Origin of the sequence: Pseudoduganella sp. UC29_106, assembly GCF_044055365.1 — a bacterium.
In the GTDB taxonomy this organism is placed as follows: domain Bacteria; phylum Pseudomonadota; class Gammaproteobacteria; order Burkholderiales; family Burkholderiaceae_D; genus Rugamonas.
In genome coordinates this window covers 4,567,310-4,580,814 of the sequence record NZ_CP171977.1, presented here as the reverse complement: position 1 = coordinate 4,580,814, position 13,505 = coordinate 4,567,310, and the positions used below count along the sequence as shown (strand labels likewise).

General features: G+C 62.1%; 15 protein-coding genes and 1 pseudogene. 5 read left to right on the top strand and 11 right to left on the bottom strand.

What is annotated here, in order from left to right; all coding sequences use genetic code 11:
* Positions 1 to 87 precede the first annotated feature (87 nt).
* On the top strand, positions 88 to 678 hold the full coding sequence (locus tag ACHMW6_RS22880) for a hypothetical protein (protein WP_395400186.1): 591 nt from the start codon (positions 88 to 90) through the stop codon (positions 676 to 678).
* Positions 679 to 705: 27 nt separating this feature from the next.
* Here the strand turns inward: ACHMW6_RS22880 and ACHMW6_RS22875 are convergent, their stop codons facing one another.
* From ACHMW6_RS22875 to dapC, 7 genes and pseudogenes are all read right to left on the bottom strand, one after another.
* The gene (locus ACHMW6_RS22875) at positions 706 to 1,188 is read right to left on the bottom strand and encodes a DUF4124 domain-containing protein (RefSeq protein WP_395400184.1); all 483 of its coding nucleotides are present in this window, start codon (positions 1,186 to 1,188) and stop codon (positions 706 to 708) included.
* Positions 1,189 to 1,271: 83 nt separating this feature from the next.
* Positions 1,272 to 2,822 carry a helicase HerA-like C-terminal domain-containing protein gene (locus ACHMW6_RS22870; protein ID WP_395400182.1) on the bottom strand — a complete coding sequence of 517 codons (1,551 nt, stop codon included), beginning with the start codon at positions 2,820 to 2,822 and terminating at the stop codon, positions 1,272 to 1,274.
* Between the two features lie 41 nt (positions 2,823 to 2,863).
* Positions 2,864 to 3,256 (bottom strand): hypothetical protein, encoded by a 393-nt coding sequence (locus ACHMW6_RS22865; RefSeq protein WP_395400180.1) that lies wholly within the window; start codon positions 3,254 to 3,256, stop codon positions 2,864 to 2,866.
* Complete coding sequence (locus ACHMW6_RS22860) at positions 3,253 to 3,615, bottom strand: hypothetical protein (protein WP_395400178.1); 363 nt, start codon at positions 3,613 to 3,615, stop codon at positions 3,253 to 3,255. Before ACHMW6_RS22860 ends, ACHMW6_RS22865 begins: the two co-directional genes overlap by 4 nt.
* 68 nt (positions 3,616 to 3,683) lie before the next feature.
* A pseudogene (locus ACHMW6_RS22855) lies at positions 3,684 to 4,821 on the bottom strand (PilT/PilU family type 4a pilus ATPase).
* Between the two features lie 84 nt (positions 4,822 to 4,905).
* Positions 4,906 to 5,727, bottom strand: a complete 822-nt coding sequence (dapD, locus tag ACHMW6_RS22850) for a 2,3,4,5-tetrahydropyridine-2,6-dicarboxylate N-succinyltransferase (protein ID WP_395400176.1) — start codon at positions 5,725 to 5,727, stop codon at positions 4,906 to 4,908.
* 8 nt (positions 5,728 to 5,735) lie between these two features.
* Positions 5,736 to 6,950: a succinyldiaminopimelate transaminase gene (gene dapC / locus ACHMW6_RS22845; RefSeq protein WP_395400174.1), complete on the bottom strand. Its 1,215-nt coding sequence runs from the start codon at positions 6,948 to 6,950 to the stop codon at positions 5,736 to 5,738.
* Positions 6,951 to 7,066: 116 nt separating this feature from the next.
* Here dapC and ACHMW6_RS22840 point away from each other — a divergent pair, with 116 nt between their 5' ends.
* The gene (locus ACHMW6_RS22840; RefSeq protein ID WP_395400172.1) at positions 7,067 to 8,887 is read left to right on the top strand and encodes a DUF4153 domain-containing protein; all 1,821 of its coding nucleotides are present in this window, start codon (positions 7,067 to 7,069) and stop codon (positions 8,885 to 8,887) included.
* A gap of 100 nt (positions 8,888 to 8,987) precedes the next feature.
* Here the strand turns inward: ACHMW6_RS22840 and motA are convergent, their stop codons facing one another.
* The gene (gene motA, locus ACHMW6_RS22835; RefSeq protein WP_395400170.1) at positions 8,988 to 9,848 is read right to left on the bottom strand and encodes a flagellar motor stator protein MotA; all 861 of its coding nucleotides are present in this window, start codon (positions 9,846 to 9,848) and stop codon (positions 8,988 to 8,990) included.
* Positions 9,849 to 9,906: 58 nt separating this feature from the next.
* Positions 9,907 to 10,641, bottom strand: a complete 735-nt coding sequence (locus tag ACHMW6_RS22830) for a Mut7-C RNAse domain-containing protein (protein WP_395400168.1) — start codon at positions 10,639 to 10,641, stop codon at positions 9,907 to 9,909.
* Between the two features lie 84 nt (positions 10,642 to 10,725).
* Here ACHMW6_RS22830 and ACHMW6_RS22825 point away from each other — a divergent pair, with 84 nt between their 5' ends.
* Entirely contained in the window at positions 10,726 to 11,214 is a 489-nt protein-coding gene (locus ACHMW6_RS22825) for a VOC family protein (RefSeq protein ID WP_395400166.1), read from the top strand.
* Here the strand turns inward: ACHMW6_RS22825 and ACHMW6_RS22820 are convergent.
* Both ACHMW6_RS22820 and ACHMW6_RS22815 read right to left on the bottom strand, forming a co-directional pair.
* Positions 11,199 to 11,327, bottom strand: coding sequence for a hypothetical protein (locus ACHMW6_RS22820; protein WP_395400164.1), 129 nt, complete (start codon positions 11,325 to 11,327; stop codon positions 11,199 to 11,201). The genes ACHMW6_RS22825 and ACHMW6_RS22820 overlap by 16 nt on opposite strands.
* Positions 11,317 to 12,093 carry a LysR family transcriptional regulator gene (locus tag ACHMW6_RS22815; RefSeq protein WP_395400162.1) on the bottom strand — a complete coding sequence of 259 codons (777 nt, stop codon included), beginning with the start codon at positions 12,091 to 12,093 and terminating at the stop codon, positions 11,317 to 11,319. The genes ACHMW6_RS22820 and ACHMW6_RS22815 overlap by 11 nt, the downstream gene beginning before the upstream one ends.
* A gap of 114 nt (positions 12,094 to 12,207) precedes the next feature.
* Between ACHMW6_RS22815 and ACHMW6_RS22810 the strand changes: the two genes are divergently transcribed.
* Positions 12,208 to 12,819: an isochorismatase family cysteine hydrolase gene (locus ACHMW6_RS22810; protein ID WP_395400160.1), complete on the top strand. Its 612-nt coding sequence runs from the start codon at positions 12,208 to 12,210 to the stop codon at positions 12,817 to 12,819.
* Positions 12,816 to 13,382, top strand: coding sequence for a flavodoxin family protein (locus ACHMW6_RS22805; RefSeq protein ID WP_395400158.1), 567 nt, complete (start codon positions 12,816 to 12,818; stop codon positions 13,380 to 13,382). The genes ACHMW6_RS22810 and ACHMW6_RS22805 overlap by 4 nt, the downstream gene beginning before the upstream one ends.
* Positions 13,383 to 13,505: the final 123 nt, after the last annotated feature.

Sequence of the window (13,505 nt, the reverse complement as noted above, 5' to 3'; positions counted from 1 at the left end):
TCGCACCTTGCGTAGACAGTTCCTCTTTCTATACTGACTTAGCGCGCCGTTATTCAAACGCTAACTCTAACAAAAAGGAACGAGCATATGAACACTTCATTGATGCTGCGCCGCGGTGCCTGGGTGATTGCGGCTGTGGTGGCTACCGCCGCCTTGTCCGCGTTTGCCGGAGACAAGGGCGACCGGGAGGACAGGGACGACGATGGCGGGAGCAATAGCTACGTGCAACACGGATTCGAGCTGGTCCCGAAGGGCGTCAAGCTGGATTTGATGGGCAAGAACCGGGCCCTGGTCGGTTTGGGCAGCTACATTGTCAATACCAGCGGCTGCATCGAATGTCACAGTCATCCGGCCTACGCGCCGGGCGGCAATCCCTTCAAAGGCGAACCCGAGATGATCGATTCAACGGTGTATCTGTCCGGCGGCCGCAAGTTCGGTCCGGTCATCACGTCAGCGAACATAACGCCGGATAATGCCGGCAATCCAGCCGGCCTCACACGGGCCCAGTTCATCCAGACGCTACGCACCGGACACAATCCGAATGACCCCGCCGGTGAAATCCTGCAGATTATGCCCTGGCCGGCCATTGGCAAGAAAACCGACCGCGACTTGAGCGCGATCTACGAATACCTGCGTTCGATCCCCTCGCTCCCCGACAACCCGAATCCCGGCCCTTGATGTTGGCCGCAGAGGTCGCCGCGGCGCTTAGCGGCGACGCGCGGACGCACACGCCAGCGCATGGTTCGCCTTGCGCTCGCGGATGACTTCCTGGCGCTGCGCCTCGGTCAGTTGCTGCGGCGCGTTATTGCCGTGGCCGATTGCCAGGTTTGGGGTTTTTTCGGCAAATTCGATCTGCTGCCGGTCGCGGGTGCACATTTCCTCGTCGCTTAGCGGTCTGTTTGAACGGTTGGCACTGGGGTTGAACGGCTCTTGTTTTGACCGGGCTGCGTCCTCGGCGGAGGCCAGTCGGCGCTCGGCTTCGGCCTGGTGGACGCGGTTTTCGCGGGAAATGCGCTCGCGGTCGCGCCAGTTGTCGCTGCCAGGCGATGGAGCGGCCTGTGGACGCGCAGGCGCCAGTTCACGGGCGCTGGCGCCGTCCTGAGGTCGGTCCGAGTATTGGACTTTTCCGTTGGCATCGGTCCACTTGTAGACCTGGGCGTGGACGGGAAGCGTGGCGAGGGCCAGCATTAAGGGCAGCAAAGTTTTCATGTGGCAACTATATGTCACCCGGACACCATTAAGGTTCACACATTGTCACCCGTGCCGGAAAATCAGCGGCGCTTGAGGATGGAGCCGAGCACCCCGCGGATGATTTCGCGGCCGACCTGCGAGCCAATGCTGCGGGCGGCGGATTTGACCATGGCCTGGACGGCGGTATCGCGCTTGCCGGGCTTGCCGAAGATGCCGCCAAGGACATCGCCGAACATGCCGCCGCCTTCGGATGGCGCGTCGGCGGAAGCCGGAGCAGGGGGACGCCCGGCGCCGGTGCGGGGAGAGGCGGGAGGCTCATCGTCAGCGGGGCGGGCGTTGGACGCGGTACGCTGCGTCAGCTTTTCGTAGGCGGATTCGCGGTCCACAGCTTTATCATAGACGCCCGCGACCACGGAGCGGGACATCGCGGCTTTGCGCTCGTCCGGCGAAATCGGGCCAATCTGCGAGGCCGGCGGCAGAATGAAGGCGCGTTCGACCATGCGCGGCGTGCCTTTCTCGTCAAGGAAGGACACCAGCGCTTCGCCCACGCCAAGCTCGGTGATCACCTGTCCGATATCCAGCTTGGGATCGGGCCGGAAAGTTTCGGCGGCGGCCTTTACGGCTTTCTGGTCGCGCGGCGTATAGGCGCGCAGCGCGTGCTGGACGCGGTTGCCCAACTGTCCGAGCACCGTATCCGGAATATCCAGGGGATTCTGGGTGATGAAAAAGACGCCCACGCCCTTGGAGCGGATCAGGCGCACGACCTGTTCGATCTTTTGCAGCAAGGCCTTGGGTGCTTCGGCAAACAGCAGATGGGCTTCGTCGAAGAAGAACACCAGCTTGGGCTTATCGAGGTCGCCGACTTCGGGCAGATTTTCGAACAGCTCGGACAGCATCCATAGCAGGAACACCGCGTAGATGCGGGGCGCGTTCATCAGCTTGTCCGCAGCGAGGATGTTGACGACGCCTTTGCCCTGAGCGTCAGTCTGGATCAGGTCATCGATGTTCAGCATCGGCTCGCCGAAGAATTGGTCGCCGCCTTGCTCCTCGATGGTCAGCAGGCCGCGCTGGATGGCGCCGATGGACGCGGCCGAGATGTTGCCGTAGCTGGTCTTGTAGTCGGCGGCGTTGTCGCCCACGTGCTGCAGCATGGCGCGCAGGTCCTTGGTGTCGAGCAGGAGCAGGCCGTTGTCGTCGGCGATCTTGAAGACCAGTTGCAGCACGCCTTCCTGCGTGTCGTTCAGGTTCAGCATACGGGCCAGCAGCAGCGGGCCGAGGTCGGAGATCGTGGCGCGCACCGGGTGGCCGTTTTCGCCGAAGACGTCCCAGAAGGTGGTGGGGCTGGCGGACCATTGGGGTGCCGCCTCGCCTATGGCTTCCAACCGCTTGGCCATCTTGTCCGACAGAGCGCCCGGTTTGGCGAGCCCGGAGAGGTCGCCCTTTATGTCAGCCATGAACACGGGAACGCCGATGTTGGACAGCGATTGCGCGATGGTCTGCAGCGTGACCGTTTTGCCGGTGCCTGTGGCGCCTGTGATGCACCCGTGGCGGTTGACCAGGTTGGACAGCAGTTCGAGCGTTTGCGCCGGCTTCGCGGCGGTGTCCTTTGCAATCGGCAGGGCGGTCGACATGGCGGCATTCCGTTGGATGTGGCTGGAATGCCAATCATACATCAGGGTAAGGTGGGCTCGGCGGGGGCTTCATAGAGTCGAGACGCTTTGTCCGCCAATAGTGCTATTTCGTTGGCCATGCATTGCAGGCGATACCAGCCAAGCGATGGCTCTGCGAGCCGATCCACAAGTTCGCCGTCACGTACTACCAATAGTTCACCTACCGATTCTTCGGTTCCCAAAAACAGATCTTCCTCAACATAGAGGCGCTTTTCCACGCACAGGAGCTTGTAATTGATCCCGTAGCGTTGAAACGCTGTTTCGAACTGTCTCACGACGCTGAGCGAATCCAGAATAATGTCCGCATTGTCTCCTCGGCCGATCTGGCGCCAATGAAGTGTTCCATCACGTGATTGGCCCATTACTTCATCGTATAGTTTCAGATAGGGATTCATGCTTCCTCCCAGAAAGTTTTGAGATCTTTCAGTGCTTCGCGAAGTCCGTCCAGGTCCTTTGCTTCGATCAGACGATGCACTTCAATCAGGACTTTGTCCCGCGCAGTAAACTTCGACCACGGATAAATTGGAAGGTTCCTTTGGAGCGAGGCCAGCTTGCTTTCGAGTTCTCTCGATGCGGAAGTGCCAGTGCACCATGAATGGTCGACTTCACTGATAAGTTTGCGCAAACGCACCTTTCGGCGGAATTTGATGATGTTCGCTTTGATGCTGCGCAAGTAGAGCAGCGAAATGGTGGACACGACCAGGGAGATGATCGAGGCCCAGGAGGCGAGCAGGTTGAGGTGGTCGGTGGGCATGCGGCGTCCCCGAACGTAGCGCGATGCTACGTTTTAGCCCGGGGACGCGTCGGCGGCTTTGTGGGCCGTCAGGTATTGAGGGTGAACTCGGTGAAGGACGTTTCGGCCGCGGCCGCCGGGGTTTCTTCGTCGGTGGGCTTGGCTTCGAGACCGTGGTTCAGGAGCCAGAGCAGGTTGGTGGCCGAGTCGGCGTTGGCGAGCGCTTCTTCCTGCGAAATCAGGCCTTCCTGCACCAGGCGGTACAGCGCCTGCTCGAAGGACTGGGAGCCGGGCGACAGCGATTTTTCCAGCGCTTCCTTGATCTGCGAGATCTCGCCTTTTTCGACCAATTCCGCGATGTAGCGCGTGTTGACCATCACTTCGACCGCGGGCGTGCGCGTGCCGCCGCCGGCGGAGCGGATCAGGCGCTGGGAGACGATGGCCTTGATCGTCGAGGACAAGTCCTGCAGCAGTGCCGGGCGGTTCTCGATCGGATAGAAGGAGATGATGCGGTTCAGCGCGTTGTAGGAGTTATTGGCGTGCAGCGTCGCCAGCACGAGGTGGCCCGACTGCGCGTAGGCCAGCGCCGCGGCCATGGTTTCCTTGTCGCGGATTTCGCCGATCAGGATGCAGTCCGGCGCCTGGCGCATGGAGTTGCGCAGCGCGGTGTAGAAGTCCTTGGCGTCGGCGCCGATTTCGCGCTGGTTGACGATGGACTTTCTTGTTCTTGAACAGATATTCGATCGGGTCCTCGAGCGTGAGGATATGACCCGAGCGTAGTTCGTTGCGGTGATCGAGCATGGCCGCGATCGTGGTGGACTTGCCGGAGCCGGTCGCGCCGACCAGCAGCACCAGGCCGCGCTTTTCCATGATCAGGTCTGCCAGCACTGGCGGCAGTTGCAGCTCGTTCAGCGGCGGGATGCTGGCGGGGACGAAGCGGAACACCGCCGATATCGTGCCGCGCTGGCGGAATGCGGACAAACGGAAGCGTCCCAGGTTCGGGACGCCGATGCCCATGTTCAGTTCATTGGTCTCGTCCAGCTCGGCCATCTGCTCGGGAGAGCAGACTTCGGCCAGCAGGGCGCGCAGATTGTCCGGTTCAAGTTTTTGCTGATTGATCGGAATCAGCAGCCCGTTGATCTTGAGGTGGACGGGAGAACCCACGGCGAAGAACATGTCCGAGGCGTTCTTTTCTTTCATCAGCTGGAACAGGCGGTCCATTGCCATACGTGTCGTTCTCCTTTTTAAACCAGAGGCATAAATCTAGTGTCTGCCACATCGTGGCAGACACTTGTTTTCTGCCGTGGGTTTTTAAACGCCGCGCAGCAGTTCGTTGATGCCGGTCTTGGCGCGGGTCTGTGCATCCACGCGCTTCACGATCACAGCGCAATACAGGCTGTACTTGCCATCGGCCGAAGGCAGCGAGCCGGAAACGACCACGGAGCCGGAAGGGATGCGGCCGTAGGACACTTCGCCGGTAGCGCGGTCATAGATCTTGGTCGACTGGCCGATATACACGCCCATCGAAATCACCGAGTTCTCTTCCACGATCACGCCTTCCACGATTTCGGAACGGGCGCCGATGAAGCAATTGTCTTCGATGATGGTCGGGTTGGCCTGCATCGGCTCCAGCACGCCGCCGATGCCAACGCCGCCGGACAGGTGCACGTTCTTGCCGATCTGTGCGCAGGAACCCACGGTGGCCCAGGTGTCGACCATCGCGCCTTCGTCAACGTAGGCGCCGATGTTCACGTAGGACGGCATCAGCACCACGTTCTTGGCGATGAAGGAGCCGCGGCGGGCAACGGCCGGCGGCACCACGCGGAAGCCGCCCTTGGCGAAATCTTCAGGCGTGTAGTTGGCGAACTTGGTCGGTACCTTGTCGTAGAACTGCATGGTGCCGTCGGACGGCATGGCCACGTTGTTCTCCAGGCGGAACGACAGCAGCACGGCCTTCTTGATCCACTGGTTCACGATCCAGGCGCCGTTTTCCTTCTGCGCCACGCGCAGGGAACCGTTGTCCAGGCCTGCCAGCACGTGGCTGACGGCGTCGCGAATCTCGGCCGAGGCGTTGGACGGGTTCAGTTCAGCGCGGTTGTCCCACGCGGTTTCGATGATTTGCTGGATGCTCATGGTGGTCTTTACTGGTTCAGGTTTTTGCAAAATTGGACAATGCGGCGCGCCGCTTCCAGCCCTTCCGCCGCTTCGGCAACCAGCGCCATGCGGATGCGGTTGCGGCCAGGGTTGATGCCGTGGGCGTCGCGCGCCAGGAAAGATCCCGGCAGGACGGTCACATTATATTCGGCGTACAGGCGGCGGGCGAATTCCGTATCCGACAGCCCGGTGCGCGACACGTCGGCCCACAGGTAGAAAGCCGCGTCGGGCAGCGCCACGTCCAGCACCTCCTGGATCAGGGGCGTGATGGCGGCGAACTTGGCGCGGTATTCGGCGCGGTTGGCTTCGACATGGGTTTCGTCGTTCCAGGCCGCTGCCGACGCAGCCTGCACGGCGGGGCTCATGGCGCTGCCGTGGTAGGTGCGGTACAACAGGAATTTTTTCAGCACGTCCGCGTCGCCGGCCACGAAGCCCGAGCGCATGCCCGGCACGTTGGAGCGTTTGGAGAGGCTGGAGAACACGATCAGGCGTTCATACGGCTTGCCCACGGTGTTCAGGCCCAGCTTGTGGACCGCTTCCATGGCGCCCAGCGGCGGCTCGGCGCCGAAGTAGATCTCGGAATAGCACTCGTCGGCGGCGATGATGAAGCCGTAGCGCTCGGACAGGGCAAACAGCTGCTCCCAATCCGTCAGCGTGAGCACGGCGCCGGTCGGATTGCCCGGCGAGCAGACGTAGAGCAGGCGCACGCGCTGCCAGACTTCTTCCGGCACGCTGTCGAAATCCGGCGCGAAATTGCGCGCCGGGTCGGAATTGACGAAGTACGGCTCGGCGCCCGCCAGGTAGGCGGCGCCTTCATAGATCTGGTAGAACGGGTTCGGGCTCACCACCAGCGCGCCCGTATCCGGCGCGATCACCGTTTGCGCCAGCGCAAACAGGGCTTCGCGCGAGCCGCTCACCGGCAGCACCTGGGTGGCCGGGTCGAGGGCCGGGATGCCGTAGCGGCGCTCCAGCCAGCCGGCGATGGACGTGCGCAGCGCTTCCGAACCGATGGTGGTCGGGTAGCTGGCCAGGCCGGCCAGGTTGTCGATCAGGGTTTGCTTGATGAAGCCCGGAGTAGGGTGCTTTGGCTCGCCGATGCCAAGGCTGATTGGGGAATAGGCCGGGTTGGGCGTCTCGGACGCAAACAACTGGCGCAGCTTTTCAAACGGATAGGATTGCAGCTTGTCGAGATGAGGGTTCACGGCCGGTCTGGTTCTGTTGCGGGAATCGGGACCATCCATTATAGCGCCTCGCGCAACAGTGGCGTTGCTGCAACAATAACTAGGCGCTATCATCGTTCCACCGCCGAGGAGGAACCATGCCTGCTTCGCCTTCCGATCCGAATGTGCTGCTGCGCGACGCTGCCGTCACGCGGCGTGTAGGCCAGCAGCGCCTGGCCGCTGGGCTGGTGCAGGGCGCCCTCCTGTATCTCCTTTACCACGCCCAGCGCGGCAAGGTCTGGCCGTCCACCGAGCCGCTGCTGTTTTACCCCCTGGTGCTGCTGTCCCTGATCCTACCTATCGTGCTGATTTCGGGCCTGGGCCACCTGTCGCGGCGCCAGTTGGGGCAGTGGATGGGCGCCGCGGCGCTGGTCGTCGTGGTCTTCGGCTTGCATGACGCGTGGCGCATGGTGGCGCCGCCGCCGGGCGTGCCGCGCCAGTCGTCCTTCTTCGTGCTGGTCTTCAGCGTGGCCTTTTTCTACATCGCTCACACGCTGGTGCTGGCCGGCGCACAGGATGGGCAGCGGGTGGCGCGTTACTCGACTTATTTCGAGACGGCGTGGAAGGTCTTCATCCAGCTGCTGTTCTCTGCCTTCTTTGTAGGCGGCTACTGGCTGGTGATGTGGCTGGGCGCCACCCTGTTCCAGCTGCTGGAGCTGCGTTTCCTGCGCCGCCTGATCGAGGAGGCGTGGTTTTCCGTGCCGGTGACCTGTTTCGCCTTTTCCTGCGCCATGCACGTGACGGACGTGCGACCCGCCATCGTGCGCGGCATCCGCACGCTGCTGCTGGTGCTGATGGCCTGGATTCTGCCGGTGGCGTCGCTGCTGGCGCTGGGATTCCTGCTTAGCTTGCCGTTCACGGGCCTGGAAGTGCTGTGGAAGACGCGCCATGCAACGGCCGTTCTGCTGTCCACCAGCGCGGTGCTGGTGGTGCTGGTGAATGCGGCGTTCCAGACCGGCGAAGGGTCGCCGGGTGTGGCGCGCACGGTGCGGCTGGCGGCGCGCGTGTCCTGCGTGCTGCTGCTGCCCTTGACGGCGCTCGGCATCCACGCCCTCAGCCTGCGCGTGGCCGATTATGGCTGGACGCCGGACCGGGTGATCGGCGCCTCCTGCCTGCTGGTGGCCGTCTGCTACGCTGTGGGTTATGCCTGGGCGTCGCTGCGCAAGGGGCCGTGGCTGGAACCGGTGCGCGAGGTGAATATCTGCGCGGCTTTGCTGGTGCTGGCTGTGCTGTTTGCGCTGTTCACGCCGATCGCGGACCCGGCGCGTATTTCCGTGTCCAGCCAGATGGCGCGCCTGGAGCAGGGCAAGGTCGCGGCGGACAAGTTCGATTACTACTTCCTGCGCTTCCGTGGTGAACGCTATGGCGAGGCGGCGCTGCGCCAGCTGGCTGCGCGGCCGGCGGGCGACGTGGCCCGCGAACGGGCGGTGCGCATCATGAAGCAGCAATATCCGGGCGACCTGTCCACCATGCCGGGCGTGGATATCGCATCCAACCTCAAGGTGTGGCCGGAGGGCGCGAAGCTGCCTTCGTCGTTTCCCCTGCGCGACTGGAACCTGAGCCGCGAGGCGCCGCGCCTGCCTTTGTGCCTGACGAAGCCGGACCGGGTGTGCGATACCTTCCTGGTCGATATGGATGGGGATGGGCACGATGATGTGCTGGTGGTTGGGGAGGCCAGCTTTATCGGCGCCGTCGTGCTGACGGAGGGCGAGGGCGGTCGCTGGTCCGTGATGGCGCGCCTGCCTTACGACGTAGCCGGTTGCGAGCCGTTGCTGCAAAAGCTGCGCAAGGGAGAGTTTGCGCTCGTGCCCACGCGCATGCGCGAGATCGAGATTGGCGGGATGCGCCTGGCGGTGCAAAAGGACGCATCCGTCCCTCTGCAGCCCGGCGTCTGCGCCGGTTTGACGGCGGGGCCGTAAACCGCGAAAGGCTGGTGTCTGCCACGATGTGGCAGACACCTATCACGCGCCGCCGACCAGGTGTCTGCCACATCGTGGCAGACACCAGCATCACCCGGTTTCACTTCGCTTTAACGAGCCGCACCTGCTTATCAAGCTCATTAAACGACGGCCGCTCCGAAGCCGAAATCACCTTCCGTCCAAACTCCACGGCCAGCGCCGGCGAATACCCATTCAAGCTGGCCAGCAGCGTCACCTTCACGCACTGATACATCTTGGCCGACTCCTGGTGTTTGCGCTTCAGAAGGCTGGCCAGCGGCCCGATAAAGCCGTAGGCAATCAAAATTCCGAGGAACGTCCCCACCAGCGCGCTGGCAATGAGAATGCCCAGTTCCGCCGGCGGCAGTCCCACCGAGCCCATTGTATGCACCACGCCCACCACCGCCGCCACGATGCCGAAAGCCGGCATGGCCTCGGCCATCTGCTGGATGGTGTGGATCGGGATCTCGGCATCCTCGTTATGGGTTTCGATCTCGTTGTCCATCAGGTTCTCGATCTGGAAGGCGTCCATATTCCCCGAGATCATCAGGCGCAGATAATCGGTGATGAATTCAAGCAGATGATAGTCATGCAGGATGCGCGGATATTTGGTGAAGATCGGGCTCTCGAAGGGGCCGTCCACATCGCTCTCGATGGTCATCAAGCCTTCCTTGCGCACCTTGGTCAACAGCTCAAACATCAGCGACATCAGCTCCATGTACAGCGACTTGGTGTACTTCGAAGTATGGAACAGGGTAGGCAGGGCGTTCAGCGTGGCGCTGATGGCCTTCCTGTCATTGGCGACAAAGAAGGCGCCGATGGCTGCGCCGCCGATGATCAGCAGTTCCGTGGGCTGGAACAGGGCAGCCAGATGGCCGCCCTGCAGGGCGAAGCCGCCCAGCACTGAGGCGACCACGACGATGAATCCGACGATGACGAGCACGGTAATTCTCCTCAAATGATGCCGTATGGCAACATTTTAACCTGATTTGGAATTGCCGCTAAGAAATCTGATCGAGGAGGGCGCACATGCGCTTCCAGTGCGAGCCTTTCCAGAACACGCCGTGGCAGTGGTCGCAGGTGAGGAATTCGGTTCGGGCGACGCGCACCGAGGGAGGCAGGCGCTCGAGCACGTCCGCCTTGTCGACATGGCGCAGCGGCGTGTTGCAGGCGAGACACAAAGTGAAGGGCTTCGCACTGCGGGACAGGTCCAGGCGCTGGAAAATCTCGGCCAGTTGCAGGGCAGGTTTCAGAGCCCGCACATAGCAGCCGTGCGTGACGCCTGAACGCTTCAGTAGCTCGCGGTCACGGGTGAGCGCAACCCGGTGCTCGTGTTCGGACAACGCCTCGACCTCGGCGTCATGGATATTGTTGTCGTAGATCGTGTCGAAACCGGCCATGCGCAGCAGGCGGGCCAAGCCGCCGAGGTGGGCGTCCGCCACGAAGCGCAGTTCACGCAGGGGCTGTTCGCGCACGCGCAGTTCGGGCGTGATGTCGAAGGTTTCGAACTTGGGATAGACGGCTACCCGGTCGCCGTCCTGCAGGATGCGGTGGAAGTCCGCCGACTCGCCGTTCACGAGGATCAGTTCCACCTCGGTATGCGGCACGCCCAGCGCCTCGATCATGTGCTTGGTGGTGGCGGCGCGCGCGCAGTCGCAACTGAATTCCACCTTGCGCCGCTGGCGGGGCAGGAAATCGTTCAATTCCTCGTAGAAGCGGAAGGTGGCCATGACCATGCGATTTATTTTACGCGCGCTGTCGATTTGTGCGCCCCCCGCACGTCGTGTTGTTACCATAACCCATCTTAGAAGGAGGCGACCATGAAAGACATCACTCCATGCCTGTGGTTCGACGGCCAGGCGGAAGAAGCTGCAAAGTTCTACACCGGGATCTTCAAGAATTCACGCATCACGCAGACCAGCTATTACACCGAGGCAGGCAAGGAGCAGCACGGCCACAAGGCCGGCGAAGTGCTGGTGGTGGCCTTCGAAATCAACGGCCAGCCCTATACGGCGCTGAACGGCGGTCCCATGTTCAAGTTCAACGAAGCGATATCGCTGCAGGTGCCCTGCGACTCGCAAGATGAAATCGATTACTACTGGGACAAGCTGACCAGCGAGGGCGGCATGCCCTGGGACTGCGGCTGGCTGAAGGACAAGTACGGCATCGCCTGGCAAGTCTTCCCGCATGAGCTCAACGATATGATCGCCGACAAGGACAGGGACAAGGCCGAGCGCGCGATGGCCGCCATGATGAAGATGCAGAAGATGGACCTGGCGGCGCTGCGCAAGGCCTACAACGGCGACTGAGCCAGCAGCTCTTTCAGGAATTCGCTGAACAGTTTCACCTTGGTGGAGGTTGCTCGGCCGCCGGGATAGACGGCATGCACCTCCACAGGTTCCGGCGCGAAATCAGGCAGCACCTGCTGCAGCCGGCCGGAATTCAGTCCGGCCGCGCAGAACGGTGTCGCCACGCGGCGCGATGCCCAGCCCCGCCGTGGCGGCCGCGATGGCGCCATCGGCCGAGTCGAACATGAAGCGCGGCTCGATTCGCGCGTGGAAACTTTCGTCTTGCCGGGTGAATGCCCAGGGCCAGATCTGCGGAGTCAGGGGGCCGACAATGATGTCGTGCGTCAGCAGCGCTTCAGGCGACTCGGGCATGCCGCGCGCCGCAATATAGTCCGGCGAGGCCACCAGGATTCGCGCCAGCGATGCGAGCTGGCGCGCCACGAATCCCGAGTCTTTCAGACGTCCGAATCGAATCGCGACGTCCACCCGGTCCGCCACCAGGTTTTGCAGGCTGTCCGAAGTCATGAACTCCATCTTGAGCCGCGGATGGCGCGCTGTGAACTTGCCAATCTGCGGAATCAGGAGCTGATGGCAGAGAATGGACGGCGATGCCACGCGCAATACGCCCTCAAGGCTGTCCATATTCCTCGCCAGCTCGTCCGCCCGCTCCAGGTCGGCCAGGATCTGGCCTGCATGCTGCAGGAATGATTCGCCCGCGTCGGTAGGCGCCACCTTGCGCGTACTGCGCAGCAAAAGCCGCACGCCGAGGCGGTCTTCCAGTTCGGAGATGATGCGTGAAACGGATGGCTGCGACAGGCCCAACTCGCGCGCGGCCGCGGAAAAACTGCCGGTTGTCGCGGCACGCACAAAAACCGTCAGCTCCTGGAAGCGGTCATTCATTTGAATTTCAAATATATCTAATTCGGACGCAGACCATAGTAGCACGCCATTTCATCGCCTAGACTTGGATCAGTCGGGCGGCATTCGCCGCCAGCAATTATCTGAAAGATGAATATGAACACTTATCCAAGTCAAACCACCGCCATCGTTCTGGTCGACGTGCTGAACGATTTCCTCGCCGAAGAAGGCAAGCTGCACGGCATGATCGCGCCAATGGTCGAGCAGACCCAACTGGTATCGAAATTGCAGCACCTGTTGCAGGGCGCCCGCGCTGCCGGCGTCAAAGTCTTCTATTCGCCGCACGGCGTGGATGAACACAGCTTCGACGACGTTCGCCATGTCCATCCGCGCTTCCAGTTCGGACTGGAAAAGCAGGTCTTCTGGAAAGGCAGCTGGGGCGCCGATTTCTATGAACCGCTGAAGCCCCAGGAGGGCGACGTCATCATCAGCCAGCACCGCATGTTCGACTCCTTCATCGGTACCGATCTTGAGCAGCAGCTGAGGGCCAACGGCATCGAACACGTTGTGCTCGCGGGCCTGACCTCGCACACCTGCGTTGAAGGCACCGGCCGCCATGCGCTGGAAGCGGGCTTCCATGTGACCTTCCTCTCGGACGGCGTGGCTGAATTCACCGAGGCCGCGCACCGCGCCGCGCTGGATATTTCCTATCCGACCTTTGGCCACGCGACCATCACGATTGACGAATTCCTGGGCTCCGTAAAATGAAGAAGATCGCCATTGTTTATCACAGCGGTTACGGGCACACCGCCCGCCAGGCGGAGGCGGTGCTCGCCGGTGCGCAAGCGATCGAAGGCGTGCAGGCGAAGCTCTATTCTGTCGAGGCCCTGGATGACGCGCGCTGGCAGGAGCTGGGCGACGCTGACGCCATGATCTTCGGCGCGCCGACCTATATGGGCAGCGTATCCGCCCCGTTCAAGCAGTTCATGGATACGAGCGCAAAAGCCTGGTTTGGCCAGGCGTGGCGGAACAAGGTAGCCGGCGGTTTCACCACTTCGGCTTCGCAGTCCGGCGACAAGCTTAATTCGCTGCTGCAGATGATGGTCTTCGCTAATCAGCACGCGATGATCTGGGTCGGGCTCGATGTCCCGCCGGGCAATAACAACAGCCAGGGCTCGGTGAACGACCTGAATCGCCTGGGTAGTTTTTCCGGGGCGATGGCGCAGGCCAATGCCGATCAGGGTGCGGATGCGATGCTGGAGTCGGATCTCCAGACCGCGGCAAGACTCGGGCGCCGCATTGCTGAAATCAGCATGAGCTTTCAATCATGACCGCGTTCGTCATTGTCGAATTCAACGTAAGCGACGCGGCGGCGCTGGCAGAATATGTGTCGGACGCCGGTCCGCTGATGCCCGCTTGCACGCCAAACGCGACCTGGCAATGAGCGCAGAATT

What these genes read in the sequence shown, in the direction of transcription:
- ACHMW6_RS22870 (WP_395400182.1), bottom strand. Translation starts at nt 2,822, where the DNA reads ATGTCGACCGCCCTGCCGATTGCAAAGGACACCGCCGCGAAGCCGGCG.
- ACHMW6_RS22830 (WP_395400168.1), bottom strand. Translation starts at nt 10,641, where the DNA reads ATGGTCATGGCCACCTTCCGCTTCTACGAGGAATTGAACGATTTCCTG.
- ACHMW6_RS22840 (WP_395400172.1), top strand. Translation starts at nt 7,067, where the DNA reads ATGCCTGCTTCGCCTTCCGATCCGAATGTGCTGCTGCGCGACGCTGCC.
- ACHMW6_RS22865 (WP_395400180.1), bottom strand. Translation starts at nt 3,256, where the DNA reads ATGAATCCCTATCTGAAACTATACGATGAAGTAATGGGCCAATCACGT.
- ACHMW6_RS22860 (WP_395400178.1), bottom strand. Translation starts at nt 3,615, where the DNA reads ATGCCCACCGACCACCTCAACCTGCTCGCCTCCTGGGCCTCGATCATC.
- ACHMW6_RS22825 (WP_395400166.1), top strand. Translation starts at nt 10,726, where the DNA reads ATGAAAGACATCACTCCATGCCTGTGGTTCGACGGCCAGGCGGAAGAA.
- ACHMW6_RS22815 (WP_395400162.1), bottom strand. Translation starts at nt 12,093, where the DNA reads ATGAATGACCGCTTCCAGGAGCTGACGGTTTTTGTGCGTGCCGCGACA.
- dapD (WP_395400176.1), bottom strand. Translation starts at nt 5,727, where the DNA reads ATGAGCATCCAGCAAATCATCGAAACCGCGTGGGACAACCGCGCTGAA.
- ACHMW6_RS22805 (WP_395400158.1), top strand. Translation starts at nt 12,816, where the DNA reads ATGAAGAAGATCGCCATTGTTTATCACAGCGGTTACGGGCACACCGCC.
- ACHMW6_RS22875 (WP_395400184.1), bottom strand. Translation starts at nt 1,188, where the DNA reads ATGCTGGCCCTCGCCACGCTTCCCGTCCACGCCCAGGTCTACAAGTGG.
- ACHMW6_RS22810 (WP_395400160.1), top strand. Translation starts at nt 12,208, where the DNA reads ATGAACACTTATCCAAGTCAAACCACCGCCATCGTTCTGGTCGACGTG.
- ACHMW6_RS22880 (WP_395400186.1), top strand. Translation starts at nt 88, where the DNA reads ATGAACACTTCATTGATGCTGCGCCGCGGTGCCTGGGTGATTGCGGCT.